This window comes from Hungatella sp. SL.1.14, assembly GCF_024460495.1.
GTDB lineage: Bacteria > Bacillota > Clostridia > Lachnospirales > Lachnospiraceae > Hungatella > Hungatella hathewayi.
Window position 1 is genome coordinate 203845 of sequence record NZ_JANFYJ010000004.1, and the last position, 16782, is coordinate 220626.

12 protein-coding genes are annotated in these 16782 nt (G+C 47.5%); all 12 read right to left on the reverse strand.

Annotated elements, in window-relative coordinates; genetic code table 11:
* Window position 1 precedes the first annotated feature (1 nt).
* Entirely contained in the window at window positions 2–1531 is a 1530-nt protein-coding gene (locus tag NE473_RS06355; protein ID WP_055649800.1) for a glycoside hydrolase family 43 protein, read from the reverse strand.
* Window positions 1528–2949, reverse strand: coding sequence for a family 43 glycosylhydrolase (locus NE473_RS06360; RefSeq protein WP_055649801.1), 1422 nt, complete (start codon window positions 2947–2949; stop codon window positions 1528–1530). Before NE473_RS06360 ends, NE473_RS06355 begins: the two co-directional genes overlap by 4 nt.
* Window positions 2946–3824 (reverse strand): carbohydrate ABC transporter permease, encoded by an 879-nt coding sequence (locus NE473_RS06365; protein WP_022031270.1) that lies wholly within the window; start codon window positions 3822–3824, stop codon window positions 2946–2948. Before NE473_RS06365 ends, NE473_RS06360 begins: the two co-directional genes overlap by 4 nt.
* A 14-nt stretch (window positions 3825–3838) precedes the next feature.
* A complete protein-coding gene (locus NE473_RS06370) occupies window positions 3839–4738 on the reverse strand; it encodes an ABC transporter permease (RefSeq protein ID WP_022031271.1) in 900 nt (299 codons plus the stop codon).
* A gap of 76 nt (window positions 4739–4814) precedes the next feature.
* A complete protein-coding gene (locus NE473_RS06375; protein ID WP_022031272.1) occupies window positions 4815–6542 on the reverse strand; it encodes an extracellular solute-binding protein in 1728 nt (575 codons plus the stop codon).
* 147 nt (window positions 6543–6689) lie between these two features.
* Complete coding sequence (locus tag NE473_RS06380; RefSeq protein WP_055649802.1) at window positions 6690–8393, reverse strand: response regulator transcription factor; 1704 nt, start codon at window positions 8391–8393, stop codon at window positions 6690–6692.
* 1 nt (window position 8394) lies between these two features.
* On the reverse strand, window positions 8395–10146 hold the full coding sequence (locus NE473_RS06385; protein ID WP_055649803.1) for a sensor histidine kinase: 1752 nt from the start codon (window positions 10144–10146) through the stop codon (window positions 8395–8397).
* Window positions 10147–10393: 247 nt separating this feature from the next.
* Window positions 10394–10726: a helix-turn-helix domain-containing protein gene (locus NE473_RS06390; RefSeq protein ID WP_055649804.1), complete on the reverse strand. Its 333-nt coding sequence runs from the start codon at window positions 10724–10726 to the stop codon at window positions 10394–10396.
* Between the two features lie 4 nt (window positions 10727–10730).
* Entirely contained in the window at window positions 10731–11384 is a 654-nt protein-coding gene (locus NE473_RS06395) for an ATP-binding protein (protein WP_055649805.1), read from the reverse strand.
* 82 nt (window positions 11385–11466) lie between these two features.
* The gene (locus NE473_RS06400) at window positions 11467–11634 is read right to left on the reverse strand and encodes a hypothetical protein (RefSeq protein WP_006774604.1); all 168 of its coding nucleotides are present in this window, start codon (window positions 11632–11634) and stop codon (window positions 11467–11469) included.
* Entirely contained in the window at window positions 11631–12200 is a 570-nt protein-coding gene (locus tag NE473_RS06405) for a hypothetical protein (RefSeq protein WP_055649806.1), read from the reverse strand. The genes NE473_RS06400 and NE473_RS06405 overlap by 4 nt, the downstream gene beginning before the upstream one ends.
* 152 nt (window positions 12201–12352) lie before the next feature.
* On the reverse strand, window positions 12353–16777 hold the full coding sequence (locus NE473_RS06410; protein WP_256265186.1) for an InlB B-repeat-containing protein: 4425 nt from the start codon (window positions 16775–16777) through the stop codon (window positions 12353–12355).
* Window positions 16778–16782: the final 5 nt, after the last annotated feature.

Below are 16782 nucleotides of genomic sequence, written 5' to 3' on the forward strand. Positions count from 1 at the left end.
CTCAGGTTACCTTAAAATAATCAAAATATGCGGATCCTCCGGTCTTTTTTGTAGCAAAGCTGAACAGCGCAAAGCGGTAGCCCACAAAATGAGTCAGCCTGTATGACAGTTTCAGCCTGCACCCAATCCTGTTCCATCTATTGCCATCGAGACTGTAATAAAAATCAGCAGTATCCGCCATATCACGAAAATCAAAATCAATACGCAGATGTACCGTCCGCTGCACGAACGGTATGCTTTCTGCTGTTACCTCCGGTTTTCCGGTCTCATAGCACATATTGGCAGGCTCAAATGGTTCCGGCTGCGCTCTGTTCATAATCACCCTTGCCGAGCCAGCCACAATCTCTACACCGACATAGCCGTATTGATCCTGAAAAGCGCCAAGACCTGCAAAATCACCATCCTGCATCTCAGATACATCCAGCAGAACCCTGCCGGAACAGACAGGACCGAAGGTCCGCTGCGTCAGCGTATTACGCGCATCCGACAGATTACGGCAGATCGTACCATTCGTCAGCTTAAGCCAGCCCGGTCTTTCATGAAGCGACCAGTACCGGTTATCACAATTGTGGTTCCACTGCCACTGAACTGCCAGCGCACGGCTGTCAAAATCATCGGATTTAACCACATCGGTCCCTCCGGTCTCAACTCCCTCCGTACCCATATCCGGAAGTTTTCCACCGTCGCCAAATACCGGCCAGCCATCTTCCCATGTAACCGGAACAAGCACCGGAATCCTGCCTGTGGAACCGTGGTCCTGGAACAGCAGAGAGTACCACTCACCCCCGGCAGTCTCAAAGATTCCGCCCTGTGCGACTCCCATATTATGAAATCCCATATCACTGTCCAGAACAACTCTGCCCTCATACACTCCGTCAATTCTGTCCGAACGGTAACACAGTTCAATCCTTCTGCCTGAGTGCAGGGGCGCGGGAGGCCAGGAAATAAGAAAAATATAATACATTCCATTTCTCTTATAGATATGGGCGCCCTCGGCGGGCAGGCCGCCCCTCCCGCCCGCGTCTGTTTCAGGAATTATTACCCTGTTCAGACCGCCGGGCTTTACTGCACGGGCATCCTCCGTTAATTCTGTCACCCGGATCACACCGCTTCCATATACCATGTAAACCTTACCATCGTCATCGAAAAGAAGGGACATGTCGTGATAAATGCCTGGCAGTATGTACCTCTTCCACTGACCGTTTTCTATACTCTCTGTTTGAAAAATGTATGTTTTATCTGCATTGTATGCTGTAAATACAGCGTAGTACGTATTGCCGTTATATCTGATGCAGCTGGCCCATGATCCCCGTCCATAGTCATGCTTTCCATTCTGCAAAGTCATCTCATCACAATTTTCCAGAATATCATACACATAAGTAATGATTTCCCAGTGAACCAGGTCCTTTGATCTCATAATCGGACAGCCAGGTGTAAAATGCATGGTCGTACTTGACATATAATACGTATCATCTACCCGGATTACATCAGGATCAGGCAGATCGGTCCACCAGATACGCGCCCCCGTCATTCCAGAGTGAATGAGGCCAGGCTGGCGCCTCCCTCTCCCTTAAATTCGTAATACAGCGCATGGATTCCATCCGGAATCTCAATCGCGGCAGAACTGACCACCCATACATTGGAATATCCAACCGGGATCCTTCCCAAAGTCTCACCATCCCATGCGGTTTTTACTTCAAAACAGCCGTTTCCATAGCCTCTTGTTTTGAGAGATATCCTGGTAATGCCTTTGCAGTCAAAATATTTATATCCGGCTATCGTGGAATCCTGCATATTCGCGATATACCCCGGCTCTTTATCCCCATCCCGGCCATCCTGTGTAATCCTGGCATACTTTCCATCGATCCAGCCTGCATGGTGGAGTAAATGGACATTATCCATCGTTTTAGAAAAAAGGTTACATGCAATGTAAGCCGGGTACTCCCCTTTTCCGGCCAAGGGGCCTCCGTTTAAACCGCATGAGGTCATTTCGGCCTGTAAAATGGAGCCGTCCTCCAGGATCTGAATCGGTTCGGCACAGCCCTGGCGGCTGAAATTGGTTCCATTGGTATGCCTGTGATAAAAAATATACCATTGCCCCTGAACTTCCACCATACCGCCATGATTATTACCGGGAACATATGTGTGCAGACCAGCCGGCTTTCCGTCTGAAATGTTATCATCGCAGTTGCTTACAAGGACACCGCCGTAAGTAAAGCCTTTTACCGGGTACCGGCTTACCGCATAGCACAATTCATGCATCTGACTCGATGAGTAGACGAAATAATACGTATCTTTACACTTTCTGATGGATGGTCCTTCAAAAAACTCATGCCCTTCAAATCCTGTCCCTGCACCGTAGCAATTTCCCGGTACCACAATCACAGGCTCCGCTGTCACTGTCACCATATCCGGACCCAGGACCGTTGCCATGGCTCCTTTCCGGGTCCGGTCTCCCGGACCGCAAAATCCCGTATACAGATAGACGTTGTCTCCCTCCATCAGCACGGCCGGATCGAACTGCGGCTGGTCATTCTCCCGTTCCCCCAGACGTCTCCCCTCCGAATCATGCACATAGCCGTAAAACCGGTATTTCCCGGCAGGGCTTTCACTGACGGCTACCGATACAAAAGGAACCTTATCCAGAACATAATACAGATAATATCTGCCGTCAGCCCCCTTAACCACGTCCGGTGCATAAAGGCACATGCTGCCCTCCTGATTGACAGGGTCATCCGTCTTTTTATAGATCACACCCTCATACCTCCAGTCGCTCAAATCACCGACCGGCGCCGAATAACAAACATAATCATTTAAACAGTATGCAAAGCCATTGAAACGGTCATGTGAGCCGTACACATATACGCGGCCTTCAAACACATGCGGTTCCCCATCCGGGATATATTCCCATGATGGCAGATACGGGTTAAATGCCTGTTTTCCTCTCATCCCTTAACTCCTCCCAACACGATACCTTTCACGAAATATTTCTGAAGGAACGGATATACCATAACAATCGGCAGGGAACCTAAAAATATCTGTGCCGACCGCAGGGTTCTGTCTGATATTGTCGCCATCTGCTGAATCTCTTCTCTCGTCATCATACTGAAGGATCGCTGAACCGCAATGGTCTGTATGTAGGTCTGCAATGGATAGTTATCCGGATTATTCATCAGAATCAGTCCGTCAAACCAGCTGTTCCAGTTCGCTACCAGAGAGAACAGTAAGAGTGTGGCAAGCGCCGGCTTCGACAGCGGCACGTAAATCGTCCACAGGGTCCGCCAATGGCCCGCCCCATCGATAAAGGCCGCTTCCGCAAGTTCTCTTGGAACCTCCCGGAAGAAATTGAGCAGGAGAATTACGCTGAATACAGGAACGGCGCTGGGAAGAATCAAAGCCCAGATGCTGTCCAGAAGACCAAATTGCCGGATCACCATATACCAGGGAATCAACCCTGCATTAAAAATCATTGTGATAAAAAAGAACCACGCGTAAACCGTTCTGAACCGGAAGCTTCCCTTTGGCTGAGACAACGGATAAGCAGCCGTAATCGTCAGCAATATACTTAAGCCTCCGCCCATGATAATTCGTACCACCGAGACCTTCATGGAACGCCAGAAAGCGGGACGCTTTGCCACAAAGGAGTAAGAATTTAAAGTAAATTCCTTAGGCCACAGCGAAACACTTCCCGCCGAGGCCGCCGCGCTGGAACTGAATGAAACGGCGGCCACATGAATCAGCGGAATCACGCAGATCAGCGCCAGCATGAGCAGAAAGACCGTATTCAATACCGGAAACCATTTGAATTTTTTACGAGTTTTCATATACTGCTCCCTTCCTAAAATAACTGATAGTCTGCAAACTTATAGGCAAACCAGTAAGAAACTGAAATCAGTGTCAGTGAAATAACGGATTTAAACAGGCCCACTGCCGTCGCAACTCCAAACTGCGCCTCCAGCATGCCGATCCGGTACACAAATGTATCAATAATGTCTCCGCTTGCATACACAGGCGGACTGTACATGTTAAACACCTGGTCAAATCCGGCATTGAGCACGTTTCCCAGGCTTAATACCATTAACAATACAATTACCATCCGCATGCCGGGAAGAGTAATGTGCCAAATCTGCTTCCAGCGGTTTGCACCATCAACCTGGGCTGCCTCATATAAGCTCAAATCGATGCCGGTAATGGCCGCCAGGTAGACAATCGTCCCATATCCAAAGGATTTCCAAGTCTCAGTCACGATTAATGTAAACGGAAACCATTTATTATCTCCCAGAAAGAAGATCGGCTCGCCTCCCAGGGCTTTGATCACCTGATTCACCAGTCCGTCTCCCGGTGCAAGGATATCGATAAAGATACCTCCCAGAACCACCCAGGACAGAAAATGAGGCAGGTAAATGGCCGTCTGAATTCCTTTTTTTAATGAACTGTGTTTTACTTCATTGATGAGTATGGCAACTACGATCGGAATCACAAGCCCGAAAATGATCTTCATAACGGCGATAAACAGTGTATTCCAGAGTACACTGGTAAAGTTCGGCAGTTTAAACAAATAACTGAAATTCTCAAATCCAATCCATTTCTGATCACCGAACAGGCCTTTGGCCGGAATAAACTTCTGGAAGGCAATCACAATTCCTCCCATTGGCAAATAGCTGAAGCAAATCAGCATGATCACACTTGGTAAAATCATCAGGTGTAATGGCAGTTCCCGCATTCTTCTGCGCTTCATAAAAGGTTCCTCTCTTTCCTGTTTAAAAAATGAGAGGAAAAGTTTTTATGAAACCTTTCCTCTCGCAACCCCATTCCTATTTTTTAACGGACTGATACCATTCGTTAACCTCTTCTGTCATTTCAGCTCCGCCAAGGGCATTCCAGTTTTCAACGAACTTATCGAACTCATCGATCGAAGCGTCTCCCATAATGATTCTGACAAACATCTCCAGCTCCATGGTCTTTAAAGATGCCTGTTTCTCCACCATAGTCGGTGTAGGCGCGCCAACAAATTCTTCTCTCATTATCTGGTCATTCTCGATATAACTGTTCAGTGCATGGAAAACTCCATTTTTTCCATAAATCTTATCCCAGCCCCACTGAGTGGTATCTCCGGCCTCCCATGCCTCCAGATTACTCTGAATTACAGCGGGTTCGCCCTCTAAGATACTCATATCACCAAGCTTACGGGCTTTTTCGATCTCATTGAACGCCTCAAGGTTCTTATTCGTCGGAGCCGGTGCAACCGGTGAAAACTTCCATACACCTACCGCCCCATTTTCTACCGGCATATAGTAATGATTAAAGTCATTATCCTCACCCCAGTTTTTTTCAAGGTGCATGTTCACTAATTTGACGACAGCTTCCGGATTGGGATAATCCTTCCGTACCGCATAGTACCACTGGGTACGGAACTTCTGGGGAACCTTCGGCAGTGTGTCATCTGCAGATACAATCGGATAGCCAACCCAGTCTGCCTCCGGATCATTCTGATAGTTGCTGATCAACGGATACATCGGATTCCACTGTTCACCAAAATCAATCCCCAGCTTTCCTGCTGCGATCATCTCCGCAACCTTTGCGCCGTCCTTGATTCCAAACTCCGGATCGATCTCCCCTGCAGCATACATATCTGCCAGAGCCTTTAAAGCATCCTTTGTTTCCGGCAGCACGCTGCCCCAGGCAAGTTTTCCGTCATCCGTCTTTACCCACATATTGGGATAGGAATGGTATCCTGCAAAAAATCCTTCTACACCCATGGCGCCGCTGTAAAGACTTTTTGTAATGGCCAGCGAATACGTATCATCCACGCCGTTCCCGTCAGGATCCTGTTTGGCAAAGGCCTCTGCAATATTGAGTAAATCCTGCATCGTCTTTGGCGGTTCTAAATTCAGCTTATCCAGCCAGTCCTGGCGAAGCCATAAATAATGGGTGCTCTCTACCGAAGCATCTGCGTAAGGCACAGCCATTAAACGACCGTCAAAGGTTGCCGACTGAAGGATTCCAGGTCCTTCTGAATCATATACCTCCCTTGTCAGATCGCTGGCATAGGTATCGTAAAAATCCGTCATATCTGCAATCATGTCTGATTCTGCCAGCTGTTTCAATTGTGTACGGTTCACAATCAGAACATCCGGCAGATCACCGGAAGCAATCGTAACATTTAACTTCTGTGTATAGGCGTCATCGTTGAGACCACCCCTCACAGTCCATGCGTAACTGATATCAATTCCTAATTCCTCTGAATACAAATCCAGCCACCTGTTCTTGTCAATCGTCTCGCCCGGAGTTTTCGGCAGGATATTGTCATTTAAATCATTATCTACCGTACGTGCAAATGTCATTTTAACTGGCGGATCGTATTTTCCAAACGGATCTCCAGCCTCCGCGGCAGTACTCTCTCCCACAGCAGCCGTACCGGCTTCACCTGTTTCGCCTGCCGAAGATGACGATCCCCCTGAACTTTTCCCACCGCAGGCGGTCAGCAGCAAACTGCCGATCATAACAGCAGATATGCCAATACTAAAAATACGTTTTCTCATATAGCCCTCCTTGTTTTATAATTTATTACCAATTTGTACTATTATTATAACCGTATTTTTAGTCATAATCTACAATCATCTTTTGATTTCTTTTACACATTTTTACAAGGTTTTCTCCGAAGGTTCACATATTTTTACATCCTTTTCCTATTTTTGACTTTCCTGCCTTTGGGCAGACTGAAAAGAATCCCGGTATTCTAAAGGCGAGATCCCCTCTGCCTTTTTAAAAAGACGCGTAAAAGATGCAGCGGTATCGTATCCCACCTTCTTTGCAATTTCATAGATCTTTTCATAAGGATTTTCCAGCAGTTCCTTTGCTTTTTTTATGCGGGAACTTTCGATAAAACCGGAAAGCTTATGGCCGGTTGTCTGATGATAAAGCCTGGAAAGATACGATGGATTCAAATACGTTTTTTCTGATAAGCTGGTCAGAGATAAATCCTCTGACAGGTGACTTTCGATATACTGCTGTACAAAGTCTATAATTTCATTCGTTCTTTTGCACTGTTCCTCCTTCTGCATATCAAAAAGCATATGGGACAGCTCTGTCAAATGCCTGGCCGCCTCCTCCCAGGTGGTATAATTTTCACTGTCATGCAGCCTGTTTAAATTGCAAAACGCGGAAAATCTCGGTACCAGCCGGGAACGGTTCATACAGGAGAGGAAAAAGGTTATGATGGTCTGGTACGCCTCCAGTGCAATTGCGTCGTTTTTATCCCGTATTTTACTGAGCGGATCGAGCCACGTTCCCAGGAGATCAAAGTAAGCCTCCTCCTCACCCGTCTCGACACAGTGATACAGATCACTCAAATCTTTGCGGTACAGCAGCCCCTGTAAAAGGGCGGAAGCACTGTCCGGCTGCACTTTGACGGCAGGAACAAATGCCTGTATCTGCTTCCTGTAGTCTCTCTCGTCAAGGATTGCTTCCATATCATGGCTGATATGGCGGCTGGCCAATTCCATGAGAGCTACGTATTTTTCGGCAATCTCTCCCCACTTACATGATTTTTCGGCCAACACAAAATTAACCGGGGTATTCAGTTTTTCCCGGCAGGCAGACTGGACCATCTCCAGCGTTCCTTTTAAGAATACGCTCATACTCCTGTCGTCCTGGTCCGTACAGCCAGCCGCTTTTCGTGTCTGTACGAAAACAGCGATTTTGTCATCTCCCAGTGGAACTGCCAGACTGTTGACATGCATGGAAAAATATCTGACCAGCAGCTGCTTAATGGAATACATAATCTGATTTTTCTCCCAGAAATCAACTGATTTCGGCAATGTCAGGATTTCCCCCAGAACCAGCATAACAGGCTCATCTGCATCCAAATGGATAAAAAGCCTTTCGAATTCTTCCGCATTCATTTTCAAAGAACTGTCATTGTTAAGCAGTGCAAAAAAATATTTCTGGCAAAACAGATCCCGTGCCAGATCGATCTGGTCCTTTGCATTCTGTATCATCTCATTTGTCTGATTTTCATCGTCCAGTTCCCGGGCCACACTCTCAACAGTCCTTATGATCTTGTCATATCCCTCTGTCTTTAAAATATATCTCACATTGCTGTATTGAATTGCCTGATATGCATAGTTAAATTCACTGTGTCCCGTAAGAAATATTACACGGCACCATGGCCAGCGCTTCTTAATTTCATCAAGCAGCCGGAGACCATCGATTTCCGGCATATGAATATCAGTCAAAGCGATATCAATCCTTGTACGGCTCAGCCAGCCGATCGCCTCCTCTCCCGAATACGCTTTATAAACATCCAGCTCCACGCTGTCAAGATTCGAAAAAATATCGTATAAACCATTGACTATGATTTCCTCATCATCTGCAATTAAAAGCCGATACATGTTACCCCCTTCTTGTTATGGAAACTCCCAACACCAGTTCTGCGCAAAGCCCTCCAAGAGAACTGCGCTTAAGCAGCACCCCGCTGGCGTCATCATACTGCAGTTTCAAACGTCTGTTAATATTAAGCAGTGCCGTCACTTCTATGTCATCAGACTGTACCATCAGATCTTTTTGCAGTTTTAAGAGCATCTCGTCCGTTAAATTTTTGCCGTTGTCCTCAACCATAATATGCAGCCTTTCCTGACATACCAGGAACGAGACCGCTATCTTTCTGTCCTTCATTCTCTTATCAACTGCATGCTCAAAGGCATTCTCAATTAAAGGCTGAATGATCAGCCGCGGAACCGGATACTGTTCAAACGCTTCCGGGCATGGACTGAAGTCAACTTCCAGGTTTTTTGAAAAACGCATGGTCTGAATTCTGGTATAGGTACGGGCATGCTCCACTTCTTCACAAAGAGGGATGATATCCGCAGTATTTCTGGTAAGATAACGGTAATATTCTCCCAAATGATTTGTAAACTCGATCAGATTCTCATCCCCCAGCTGTGCCATCGTGTTGATAATGAAGAAGCTGTTATAAAGAAAATGAGGTTTGATCTGCGCCTGAAGCTGTTTTAACTCCGCACGCTGCGTTAAAATTTTCTGCTTATATGCCTGATCAATCAGCTGATTCAGGCTGTCAACCATTTTGTTAAACCGGGTATAAAGATAAGCAAATTCGGACGATTTAACGGTATCCGGATTTAAACTGGTCTGTAAATTCCCATGTTCCACCTGCCGAAAAACTTCGACCAGATTTTTAATGGGTTTATTGATGTAGCGGTGCATGAACAGTGAAAAAATAAGAATCACCAGGATTGACACAATAATAAAGATCCATATCCAGCTGGTAAAAATCTGCATCGGCATAAATACCATGTTTTCCGGAAGATAACGAAGCAGCAGCATGCCTAAGTAATCCGATTTGGCATAAACAGAGCAATACCGGTAATCCCCAATTCTGCCCAGATTCGTCCCGCTTTTATCCGCGATACTGAACTTGTCCAGGATATCATTGGGCTGCAAAAGTTTTCCCGTACTCACTGCCGAAATCTCATTCCAATTCGTCAAGTCGATTAAAAATGATCCGCTGTCAGGATAGATATTAAACTGTTCTAAATCTTCCCGGAATACGTCCTGATTCAGTTCTACTTCTATCACATAATTGCTGTTCTGTCCTGATTGGTCTAACGGGTAGACGGTAGTCAGATACAGTCCGCCTTCATACCGGATGATCTGTGCGCCTTTCAGCCCGGCAGCTGCAGAAATCCGCTCATATACTTCAGAGTCTACTCCGTCGACGCCGTTTTCAGAAGATACCGTTTTATCGATCGAAAAAATATGGGCGCTGACATTCTTTACATAGCTGCTGCTGTATTCTATCGCGGTCAGGCGCGACTGAAGCTGTCTCATGTCACTGACAATCTCATAAGGACTCATAATGCTGTACTGTACCGCAAGTCGTCCCAGATGCTCATCGTTTAAGCAGGTGTACTGCAGGATCTTAAGCCGCTCAATCTCCTCTTCAAGCTGGTTTAAGTAGAATTCAATCTGGGCTGTTGACGACTTTGAGAGCTCATCGCGCACCGTATCGGCACCCCAGTTTCGTATGTAAATCCCCAGTATAAAAATTGGCGCAAGAACAATTAAAAAGATGGTAATTATTTTCTTAAAAAGGCTGATATTCAGCTTTTGAACGAATGAATGCATATTCCCCCCTGTGATACGTTTCATTTGCTTTACCTAAAACAGTTCTATTATTTTATATTTATTGTATCATATCAGCTCCAATTTGTTTTAACAATCGGATCATTAATTTTTATTATTTTTGCAGTACAACTTTTTCTCCTTTAAAGTTACATAATATTCCTTATAAAATGCACGCAAAAACAGCACACCATAAAATGCATGTGCCGTTTTTGTGTTACAAGAATGATTCTTATGTGTCTGATCCACCCTATCTTTCTTCCAGATTCAGATAGTATTTCATCAATTCCACCGCATGTTCCTGCCTCTGCTCATCATACTTTCTTAAGATGCGGTATGCCTTGGCAGCATTGGAATTCCCGTTTTCATTTTCTGCTCCAAAAAGAATGTAATCGGCGGAGAGTTCCAGGGTTCTTGTCAGTTCCACAAGGGTATCTATTGACATCCCGCAGGTCCCCCGCTCGATATCACCGTAATAGTGATCTGCCCTCCCAATTTTTTCTGCTACCTCTGCGCTCGTCAGACCGAGCGCCTTTCTCCGCTTCCTGATTCGAAGGGCTGCTTCTGTTCGATTATATTTCATGAATTCAACCGGCCTCCTGCCTGAACATACGCCTGGCGTTCCCGACCTTTGTCCGCAGCCTGCGGGTGGCCTGAACAATTTTTTCCAGGCATTCTTCACATTTCGCTGGATCGTCTATACAGGCTTCCGCCACGTCAGCCATACCTGCTATGATATTTGCCATAGTACGAATCTCACTGTTTAATTCCGCTAAGAATCCCGTCGTCCACTGTATCATCTGCTCTGCCTTTTCTATCTCACTGTCAAGTAATTCTGATTTCACTTTTAGTTCCTCTTGTTCTCTGTGACTATCCGTTATATCATAAAAAACATTCCACATGACCGGGCTTCCCTGGTATACCTCGCCGGTAAAACGGCCGTTCATGCGGATCCAGGCAACTTTTCCGCGATTTGGTCTCATGGGACACTCAAATGAATAACACTCTTTCCGATTCCGATAGGCGTCTTCTATCCTTTTCGTTACATAGGCGAATGTCCCGCTGTCTTCGCTGTAGTACTCATCTACCCGGTTATGGTATCTGGAACGAAAACCATCTCTTGTATTTCCGGTCAGCTCATATGCGTATTTATTGGCCCAAAGGACGGTAAAATGCCTGTCCATCATATGCTTGCTGACGCCAAAACGCATTCCCTCTATAATCGTTTCATACTCATTCATCGTTGTCCCCTTCTCCTTCCGACGCGATATCCAGTTAATGCCTGCAACTCGTCTGTCTTCCGGATTCTTTGATCTGATTATTTCATACGAGGCCTCTTACAGCTGTTTTTTGGCCATCCTCTGCCTGAAGCCGCATCCTCCATTCTTCCTGAAACTGTTCCAGTTCACGCACTTTCTTCAAAGCTCCGCAGATCTCACAGATACTGTCTCCGCGCTTATTTTTCAGCTTACAGCCGGTGCAGATCATCATATGGTTTTTCCTCTCTTTCCGCAAAATTCCAGTTCCTCTTCCTTCAGCATTCTCAGTAATTCCAGCGCGCTTCGAAAGCTGACATACTTTTTACCGGAAAGGGAGCATCGAAGCCGTCCCTGCATCGTGGCATTGCTGCGAAACAGAATCTGGACTTCGAAGACCTCTCTGCTTAACGCCGCCTGCTGTTTTAAAATATCAAACATATTCTGCCAGCCCGCTGTTTTTTGTCTGCCCTTTTTTCGCTTCTTTCCGATCCCCAAATAATCCGCCTTCCGTTTTTCCTGTAAAAAGCGGGGATCCATTGATAACATGGGAGATCCTGCAAGTTCGCAGATCTCATCCATTTTCAGTACCAGCTGGTCCAGTCCACAAAAGGAGACCGGTTCCTCAAGACACCGGTTTACGATTGCCCCATAGATTCTGTTCTCCACCTGTCCGTGGATACAGACCATCATAATACCCGCCCAGTCGGTCACGGCCATGGCCTGCATCTGCTGCTCCATTTCCCGTTTCTTTGTCATGATTTCATCAGAATACTCTTCTGTCTCATTCTCTCCAATCATATCCTTCCGCCTTTTTCATACTTTCCGGTACAGCCGCCTTTTTTGCCCTTTTATGCAGCGCTGGTTTCTTTATGAGACAGAAAAGCGGGAACCCGTTTCACTAACTCCTTGTCGGTGTTCCCGCAGTTCTGCCAGATGAAGAAGGCTGATGATTATGGCGTTTCTCTGATCCAGCTGCCGTTTTCATCTACCGGATACCCATCCGGCGTGAGTTCTCCCGTGTAGAGCGAGCCCAGAGGATGCCCCGCCGCTTTCACCGGGCTTAGGTAATACCAGTTGTCTCCCACATTCTGCCAGCCAACCAGCATGCCTCCGGTAAACTGATTGAGATAGTACCATTTCGCGTCTTTTTCATCGAAGTACCAGCCAATGCGAAGACAGCCCTCATCTCTTCCCTGTTGGGAATTCAAATAGTACCACTCGCCTTCCGCATCCTGATACCAGCCGGTATCCATGATGCCTTCCGCATTGAAATGATACGTATACAGCTGCTGCAAATCATTGTATTTTACATTCGCCCACTGGTTTTTTAATCGCTGGCCGCTGGAAAGAACAAAGGCCCACTGACCGCCATTCATTCCCGTTTGCTCCCAGTATCCGTCTGTTCCCACATAATACGTCCTGTAGCGGTTAAATGTATAGCCGGAACCCAGACTCCGTCCACGGCTGCCGGAACCTGATCCGCCTCCGCTTCCTCCGCCGGGATGATTCGGATTCTCCGGGTTGTTCGGATTCTCCGGGTCGTCCGGGTTATTGGGATTATTCGGGTCGTCCGGGTTATTGGGATTATTTGGGTCGTCCGGATCCACCGGACCGCCTGAACTTATGGAATCCACCAAAGCTTTTAACGTCTCGTACTCCTGCAGAAGTTCTTCTATTGCCGGACGGTAAGTCCTGTTGACTACCTCCTGCGCCGAAACCACTGCACTGCTTAGTAACTGCCTGTTCTCTTCACTTACTGAACTGTTGTTCATCAGAGTCTGGGCGATGGCAATCTGCTCCATCAGCTTCTGCCGCGCAGCCTGCCACTCGGAATCATCCGCAGCCCGATAAAGTACATACAGTGTCGCCGCCTTCGTAACCGGTGTGGTAATATCGTATTCAGAGGACGCGGACTCTGTCTTTCCAAGGCCTCCGTACTCATAGACGATTCCGGTGACCGGATCGGTATAATCTTCGAAGATATTCAGATTTCCAAAAGCCTCCGTCTCTTCCAATGACGTCTGGGACTTCACTTTCAGCCGGTGTACGGCAGCCCTTTTCGTATCAACTACTGTTATCTCATGGGCTTTCAAATAGGTCAGTAAATAGGTTTCCCCCACATGGGCGTCAAAAGCTATGGTTCCGGTAAAGTCCGCGCCGTCACCGTTTGGATCCGGGGTCATCGGGATCTCGGTGCAGACCGGAGTCCCCTCCGGACTTTCCACTTTCCAGAGCCTGTAATCCAGATATCCAAGCATGCTCTCATCTATCTCGCTGTACACTCTGATACCAGGTGCAAGATTTCCATCTTCCGGAAGCCCTTTATTCGTTCCGCCCACCTTTCTGGTCAATGCAGAACTCAACGCCCACGGGATCTTAACAGACTCAGAATCTTCCCACATCTCTGCTTTCACTGCATTGGACTCCGACGCCTTCGGCGCACGCCTGTTAAATTTAACGGTATACTCCACATCGATTCCGGCTGTCATCGCTTCACGGTCCTCCGTATTATCGGTCAGAGTCTGAATCAGAGTCTCAAAATAGTTTTCTGATAGATCCAGAGCATTTTTTCCGTCTCTCGGGGCATAGTCCACGGTGGCATTTCCCGGTGTCGCCGTCGAAGGCATCTCGTAGACAGCCTGCAGTACGACGTTTTGTCCCGGCATGGTAATCGTCTGGTTACGCCTTGTCACAAATATCTCAGGATTTCCAATCAGAGGATTCCACTGCTTGAATGCCTGCCCGTTATAACCGGTGATCTCCGCATTGATTTTTACTGTATCGCCTTTCTTTACGATCGCCGACACCGCATGTTCTTCCGTCTCAATCACACTGCCGTTTCTGATAATCTCATCAATATATCCGCCGTTCGTCAGGGATATCGTGTAATATTTTTCCTCCTGTCCGGCATAGATCACCGATACCTGGGTTCCCATGGTCTGTCTGTCAGCAGGCGTTCCCATCTCCCCGGCATGCTTTGCAACGACGATGTATAACTGATTGGGTTCCAAATCTCCCAGTACCGCTTCGTTTCGTGTGCTTTCGGCTAAAACCCAGCCATCTGCATCAGAGCCCGGTACGAAAAGCGTATTCCCGTCAATGTCCATAATCGCATAGTAAGTATCGTAAGCCGCAGGATTAATCGTAAGCCGCAGCCGGCCCTCCGCCGTATCCCGGCCGACCTGATAATTGCTTCCAAGCGCCGGTACCGTCACCTGGGAAGGTGGTCCGTAATCTGATGCATCCGTATGCTCCGGAAGAATTGTTCCCACAGCTGGCTCTACGCTCATGGACAGTTCATATACATAGTACAGGGTGCAGGGATACAGTCCGGTAAAATCACTGTTTTGCAACTGTGCTCCGGTTTTAATCTGCAATATTCTGTGTTCTCCATCTGTCAGGGCATACCGGCGTTCCTCATTTGCACCGGATACTGTGACTTTCCCGCTTCCGTCTCCGGCCACTGCGCCTCGCGCATCCGGCATTGCCAGAATCCCGTCGTCCTCTAAGCTGGCGGGCACAAACCTGGCCGTATAGTGCTGACTGGCCAGAATCACCTGGCTCTCCTGAACACGGTTTCCGCTCTCGTCAAACCAGCCGGCAAAGATATAATATGGATCCGGAACAGTCTGTGGCAGATTTAAATCCGTCCATGGCGTTCCTTTTCCCGTGTGAATGGAAGTCACTCCCGACAGGGAGCCGTGGGCACCTGCCCCAAACGTTAAGTCAAACCATTCGTTGGGATTCTCTTCAAAATTGGCAAACAGTTTTATGTTCTGTGAAACGGAAAGGCTTCCCTCCAGCCGATCTCCCGTCTTATCGCTTCCGTTAGCATTGGCTCTGTACCAGCCGTCAAACAGATAATGGGAGGACGGAGACAGATTCACACCGGCTGTCAGTTCATCAATCGTATATGTTCCGTGCTTTTTAAATTTTGGTGATGTGTCTCCGGAAATTGTTCCATTGGTTCCATTGTAATACTCAATTTTAGACCAGTAAGATTCATCCGAGAGATTCTCATTGTATGTTATGGTCACGGTACCGCCCTGCATGTCGCTGCTTAAGGTCAGCGTTCCATCATCGGGATTGAAACTGCTCTGAGTTCCGGTAAAATGTTCATCCCAGTGAATATTCGGCGGATAATCATATCCCGTCTTCTGCTCCACATCGATGATGACCGGATCGGCCGGCGTAATTTCCCGTATCTCATCATCCTCCATGGGATTGCCGTGGTTATCGATCCGTTTCACCTGGAGTACGGTATGAAAGTTCGGATCAATGTTATATTTATATTGAACAGTAACCGGCTGATTCGGCATTTTTCCCCTGTAATGCATCGCTTCATCAAAGCTGCATCCGGCTGAAGCAGCAGAATATATCCCCTGCCCCTCCAGATCGTCGGTTCCCTCGAACCCTGCCTTCAGTGCTCCGCTCTGCAGGCTGTACGCATTGATCTGCGCCGGTACGATATCGATCTCTGTCTCTGCTGAAAATGTATACGTATCCGGAGTCCTGATCTGTGCTCCGTTGGAATCTACGTACTCCACGTATACCGCAAACTTTTTGGTCGGATCCGGCTCGTAGCGGTAAGCCACTGTTAAATCATCGTTTGGCATGTTCCCGCGGACCGCTTTTGTCGTTGTATTGATGTCCGCGCCGCCATCCAGCCTTCCCTGTCCGCTGGGTTCATCATATCGGCGCACTCTGTTATTTTTTATCAGGACTGATTTTAACCGGTATCCCGGGATGTCCCTCCGGTACGTCGCAGATATCGGCGTATTCGCCATTACCTCCCTCGTCCAGTCCCCGGATTCATAAAATTTCCAGAGATCCGATGCGCCTTCCGGCGGCCAGGCCCCCGCATCAGTGCCGTCGTTGTTCCCGTCTCTGTCTGTATTTAAATCTCTGTAGTGCATAACCGTAAACCGGAACGGCGTCGTCGCATTCCCTTTCCACACGGCCTTGTACGAACTCACCGCTGAATAGGGAAATGCATAGGGCAGCGTTTCAATTTTATTGCCTGCCTCGTTGTACCATCCGTCAAACGTATATCCGGGCCAGTCAACCTGAAATTCCGGAATCTTCGGTCTCTCCCCGGACCCGAAATTCTCTGTCGGAATTCCGGAAAAATCGTTGGAAGATATCAAAGGAAATCCGGCCTGCCCTGTGGCATAAGACACCCCGGTATCCCGTCTCGGCATGGTGCTGTAGCTGGAATGGGATAAATCAGGCCCGGCCTGCGGATCAAACTCAATGACAGACTGATCTCCGTGATTCACCGCATACACCGGGATTCCCGGGGCAGTCATGGAAAATACCATGACTGCCGCCAGCGCACCTGCCAGCTTTGACTTTATGTTAAACTTTTTTCTCATCGAGT

What these genes read in the sequence shown, in the direction of transcription:
- NE473_RS06380 (WP_055649802.1), bottom strand. Translation starts at nt 8,393, where the DNA reads ATGTATCGGCTTTTAATTGCAGATGATGAGGAAATCATAGTCAATGGT.
- NE473_RS06365 (WP_022031270.1), bottom strand. Translation starts at nt 3,824, where the DNA reads ATGAAAACTCGTAAAAAATTCAAATGGTTTCCGGTATTGAATACGGTC.
- NE473_RS06400 (WP_006774604.1), bottom strand. Translation starts at nt 11,634, where the DNA reads ATGATGATCTGCACCGGCTGTAAGCTGAAAAATAAGCGCGGAGACAGT.
- NE473_RS06410 (WP_256265186.1), bottom strand. Translation starts at nt 16,777, where the DNA reads ATGAGAAAAAAGTTTAACATAAAGTCAAAGCTGGCAGGTGCGCTGGCG.
- NE473_RS06405 (WP_055649806.1), bottom strand. Translation starts at nt 12,200, where the DNA reads ATGATTGGAGAGAATGAGACAGAAGAGTATTCTGATGAAATCATGACA.
- NE473_RS06385 (WP_055649803.1), bottom strand. Translation starts at nt 10,146, where the DNA reads ATGCATTCATTCGTTCAAAAGCTGAATATCAGCCTTTTTAAGAAAATA.
- NE473_RS06375 (WP_022031272.1), bottom strand. Translation starts at nt 6,542, where the DNA reads ATGAGAAAACGTATTTTTAGTATTGGCATATCTGCTGTTATGATCGGC.
- NE473_RS06395 (WP_055649805.1), bottom strand. Translation starts at nt 11,384, where the DNA reads ATGAATGAGTATGAAACGATTATAGAGGGAATGCGTTTTGGCGTCAGC.
- NE473_RS06370 (WP_022031271.1), bottom strand. Translation starts at nt 4,738, where the DNA reads ATGAAGCGCAGAAGAATGCGGGAACTGCCATTACACCTGATGATTTTA.
- NE473_RS06360 (WP_055649801.1), bottom strand. Translation starts at nt 2,949, where the DNA reads ATGAGAGGAAAACAGGCATTTAACCCGTATCTGCCATCATGGGAATAT.
- NE473_RS06390 (WP_055649804.1), bottom strand. Translation starts at nt 10,726, where the DNA reads ATGAAATATAATCGAACAGAAGCAGCCCTTCGAATCAGGAAGCGGAGA.
- NE473_RS06355 (WP_055649800.1), bottom strand. Translation starts at nt 1,531, where the DNA reads ATGACGGGGGCGCGTATCTGGTGGACCGATCTGCCTGATCCTGATGTA.